Here is a 418-nt window from a genome sequence, read left to right as displayed (position 1 = left end):
GTGGACCGGGGTGCGCGTTGTTGCGTTAAGGGCAGTCGGCGAGGGTGTCCGCCAGCCAGTCGATCACGGGCCGGAAGCGGGAGGCGCCCCGGAATTCGGCAGGGTAGGCGAGCCAGACCTCGCGTATCACCTCGGGCACCTCGCGCACCAGTTGCAACGCCGGATCGTCGTGGGCCAGGAAGTGGGGCAGCAGGGCGATGCCGAGCCCGGCGCGCACGGCGGCGCGCACCCCAAGCAGGCTGTTGGACTGGAACGAGAACGGCCGGCCGAGGGACTGCGGCCACGCCACTTCGGGGAGCGTGAAGCCTTCGTCGAGCAGGCCGCATAGCGGCGCGTCGTCGGCCACCGGCCCGCGTGCGGAGGCATAGAGCCCGAAGCGCAGCGTGCCGGCGCGCTGGGCCACCAGTTCGCCCTCGTG

The 418-nt window shown here is 72.2% G+C and carries 1 protein-coding gene; it reads right to left on the bottom strand.

Features of this window, described 5'->3' with window-relative positions; translation table 11 throughout:
• Positions 1-25: 25 nt before the first annotated feature.
• On the bottom strand, positions 26-418 hold a 393-nt coding region (locus tag AB4Z35_RS30755; RefSeq protein WP_442101265.1), incomplete at its 5' end, for a LysR substrate-binding domain-containing protein.

The organism is Pseudomonas sp. KB_15 (assembly GCF_052114525.1).
Classification (GTDB): domain Bacteria; phylum Pseudomonadota; class Gammaproteobacteria; order Pseudomonadales; family Pseudomonadaceae; genus Aquipseudomonas.
The sequence above is the reverse complement of the archived record's forward strand: the minus strand, read 5'-3'. Positions and strand labels throughout refer to the sequence as shown.